Origin of the sequence: Vibrio sp. 10N.222.48.A3, assembly GCF_041475345.1 — a bacterium.
Classification (GTDB): domain Bacteria; phylum Pseudomonadota; class Gammaproteobacteria; order Enterobacterales; family Vibrionaceae; genus Vibrio; species Vibrio tasmaniensis_A.
In genome coordinates this window covers 1-3,785 of record NZ_JBFRVX010000953.1, presented here as the reverse complement: position 1 = coordinate 3,785, position 3,785 = coordinate 1, and the positions used below count along the sequence as shown (strand labels likewise).

Sequence of the window (3,785 nt, the reverse complement as noted above, 5' to 3'; positions counted from 1 at the left end):
GACGATGTGTATTACGCAACTGGTACATCCAATATTTTTACCGGCGGTGAAGGTAATGATATGGGCGTTCTTATGGGGCGTGAAAATATGATGTTTGGTGGTGAAGGTAATGATACTGCTGTGGTCGCTGGACGAATTAACCATGTTTTCCTTGGTGCTGGTAATGATCAAGCATTTGTCTTTGGGGAAGGTGGACAAATTGATACCGGAACAGGGCGAGATTATGTTGTGACTTCTGGTAATTATAACCGCGTGGATACAGGTGATGAGCAAGATTACTCAGTTACGATCGGTAATAACAACCAAGTAGAGTTAGGTTCGGGGAACGACTTTGCCAATGTCTTTGGGAACTATAATCGTATCAATGCTGACACTGGTAACGATGTGGTCAAGCTGTTGGGTTATCACGCAGTGTTGAACGGCGAGGAAGGGGACGATCACTTGATTGCAGCGGCCATGTCAAAGTTCAGTCAGTTCAATGGCGGTGAAGGACATGATTTGATGGTACTTGGTGGATACCAAAATACATTCAAAGGTGGGACTGGTGTCGACAGTTTTGTCGTGAGCGGTGATGTTATCGACAACCTTGTTGAAGACATCCGTAGTGAAGATAAGATTGTGTTCAATGGCATTGATTGGAATAAACTGTGGTTTGAGCGTAGTGGTTATGATTTAAAACTTTCTATATTACGTGATCCTGAAAGCGATACTAACCAAGCGAAGTTTGAACATATTGGTTCTGTCACTTTCGCTGATTACTTCAATGGTAATCGTGCACAAGTTGTTGTTGATATGAGAGATAAGGATGCGAAAGGTGAACGAGATTATACCGCGTTATCTGCCACCTCGATTGACGCATTGGTTCAAGCTATGAGTGGTTTTGCGCCTCAGGGTGGCGACAATGGCTTTATGGATAACCTTGATAGTAAGTCTCGAGTTGCTATCACTAAGGCATGGTCCGATGTTTCTAGAGGGAAAAACGCTTTTGCATAGCTAATAAACTATAATTTCAAACATTAATCTAAGCCGTCTTCTTTTTGAAGCCGGCTTTTTTATTTTAATTCTCATACAATGATTGATTTAACTTCATCTGGAAAGCATTTTTAAAGTGTCTGATTGTTAGGTGGTTAAGGCATACGTTGTTGCATAGATCGAGTTGGTGGTAATATCATCGCGTAATATGTAAGAGTGGTTATGTTACTCTGTATTAATGATGCGTGATTAAAGTATGGAAATGTGCGATACGCCATGGAAAGCGACGTAGAGGGTTTGACGACTCAGATAATGCTCTTCTATGAAAAAGAGCATCATATCTCCCGCTTCGAACGCTACAAGATTTCATTGATTCTCTGTTTTTAAAGTGTTTGGCGAGGACGAATAGAAAGTCAGAAAGTACGGCCATGAAAACGGAGAACTTGGCGAACGCTCTATCTCACAGTGGATGTAGGTACGCATGAAATCTTTGTGTAGAGGTAAACCTCGTCGATGTAGTAATAGTGTAGTGCTGCCAACATTACTTAATCTACCTCGAAGAAAGAGCAATGATATGTCAGGTAACGGAGCTTGTGATACGAAGGTGTACCATTAAGTACTGCCCCGAAAAGGTATTATTCCGTTAACCTCACAGCGTAAAAATACAAGTAACTGGGAGCCTGGGCATTCGAGATATGACGCAATAGGAGTGTTAAAAAGTGATGCAATAGCCCAGTGGAAAGTTCACTCCGATTATCACGTTCGAGCAATATTTGAAACAGTAATTTTACGATCTAAGGGGGTCACTAGTGGTGAATGAGCTTGAGGAATTAGAATTCTCCGGTAGGTTGTTAGTATGTTTTTATGCATATGTACCTTAGTCAGCTAATTTTCCTATAGAGCTTAAAGGTTCCGACTTTCCGATTAATGAGCTAAATCAATCTTAGAATGTGGCTCAATCCAGCATCGATGTTAATGGAATAAGAAGTGCATAACAACAGTATCAAAATCTGTGAAAAATAAAACATTTTCAAAGCTGAATTTTAAACTTAAATATGGTTAAATATAAGAATATATTTAGAATATAGGAATATATCTTGCGTACTTCAATCAATACTAAACAAAAACCAAAAGGACAGCTTCTTTTACGTACTCTTTCTATGCCTGCAGATACTAATGCGAATGGTGATATTTTTGGGGGGTGGATAATGTCACAGCTTGATTTAGCTGGAGCAATCCTAGCTCAAGAAATATCTGGAGGACGGATAGCAACAGTTTCAGTATCAAGTATCACTTTTAAAAAACCAGTAAAGGTTGGTGATGTCGTTTGTTGTTATGGTGAATGCGTTAAAATTGGTAGAACATCAATGTCGATTGATTTAGAAGTTTGGGTAAAACCTATTCAAGAAGATAAGGTTAATCTAAGATTCCAAGTATGTGAAGCTAATTTTAATTATGTAGCTATAGATTTGTCAGGGAAGCCAAGACTGGTTCAAAAATTTTCTGATTAAATAGCTTGAGGCTTTAGTTATATTAAACTATTAACATTCAACGGTGAACTATAGTTACTTTTTTAAATGAAATATTTAAAGCTATCTTTGGAAGTTAGGTTTTTAATTGGCTAAGTAAGATGGCTAAAAATTGGCGATGTTTAAATATTACTTATGAAGAGGGAAGAGAGGGAGCTGGCGATCTTATCCATATCAATGGAAAACATGAATATCAAAGAATAATATTGTCTTGGATTGATTTAGTTATGGGCAGGCTAACTAGTGTTTGACTTCGTTAGACCTGCCTAGATATTTATACTTTAAAAATGGTTAGTTCGTTTTTTTGAGATTCTGCTAAGAGCGCTAGCTCATTTGATGCCTGTAGTGTTTGATTAACTGATGAAACGTTCTGCTGTACCAAATCGAAAGCTCGTACTGCGTTTTTTGAAATTTCTTCAGTGACGTTGTATTGCTGTTGGGATGCATTGGCTACGAGTGTATTTATATTAGAGATTGACTCGATTGTTGTAGATATCTCTTCAAATGAAGACTTTATCTGATCAGCTAGAAATACGGATTTCTTGATTAATAACACGTTCTCTCCCATATTCCGGTTCGCTTTTTCAGATTGAATTTGCAATTTTTCGATGATACCTTTAATGCTGATGGTGGAGGTTTGCGTCTTTGAGGCTAAGTTCCTTACCTCATCAGCGACTACAGCAAACCCTCGTCCAGCTTCACCGGCTCGGGCTGCTTCTATTGCAGCATTGAGTGCTAGTAAATTTGTTTGTTCTGAGATGGCGTTTATAACCTCTATAACAGTTCCGATCTCCTCCGCAAATTCACTCAACTCTTCAATAATTCGAGCTGTACTACTAACTGAGTTATTAATTTCATTGGTAAAGTTTAGGTTTTCATTCAATATTTTGATACCATGTTCAACATTATTTTGGCTTGCTCGTGTTTCTTCTTCGGCCATTGTTGCTTTATCACTTACTTCTAGTGAGGATGTCGAAAGCTCGTTAATAGCAGTAGATATCTGTTCAACTTGAGATAGTTCATATTGAACGTTTTGTATTGTATCTGACATAACTACAGTGAGTTGTTGTGAGGCAGATGAGACATTCTCTGCAATTCCATGTGAATTTTTAATCAAATTAGATAGTTGTTCAGAAAAATTAATGAGTGAACGATATATCCCTGTTTCATTCCCTGTTTTTTTTATATTTTGACGAAGATTTCCTTTAGCCATGGATTCCATCAACAAAGCAATATCTTTAGGAGAACCGCCAACAGGTTTTAAGACCAATATGTGTATAATAA

2 protein-coding genes and 1 pseudogene are annotated in these 3,785 nt (G+C 38.0%); 2 read left to right on the top strand and 1 reads right to left on the bottom strand.

Annotation, left to right across the window (positions count from 1 at the left end):
• Positions 1 to 993: pseudogene (locus AB4653_RS22300) on the top strand (MARTX multifunctional-autoprocessing repeats-in-toxin holotoxin RtxA); the annotation flags it as partial.
• A gap of 1,076 nt (positions 994 to 2,069) precedes the next feature.
• The gene (gene yciA, locus AB4653_RS22295) at positions 2,070 to 2,483 is read left to right on the top strand and encodes an acyl-CoA thioester hydrolase YciA (RefSeq protein ID WP_017082562.1); all 414 of its coding nucleotides are present in this window, start codon (positions 2,070 to 2,072) and stop codon (positions 2,481 to 2,483) included.
• 292 nt (positions 2,484 to 2,775) lie between these two features.
• Here yciA and AB4653_RS22290 read toward each other — a convergent pair.
• Positions 2,776 to 3,785: methyl-accepting chemotaxis protein (locus AB4653_RS22290; RefSeq protein ID WP_372105368.1), on the bottom strand; the 1,010-nt coding region annotated here is incomplete at its 5' end.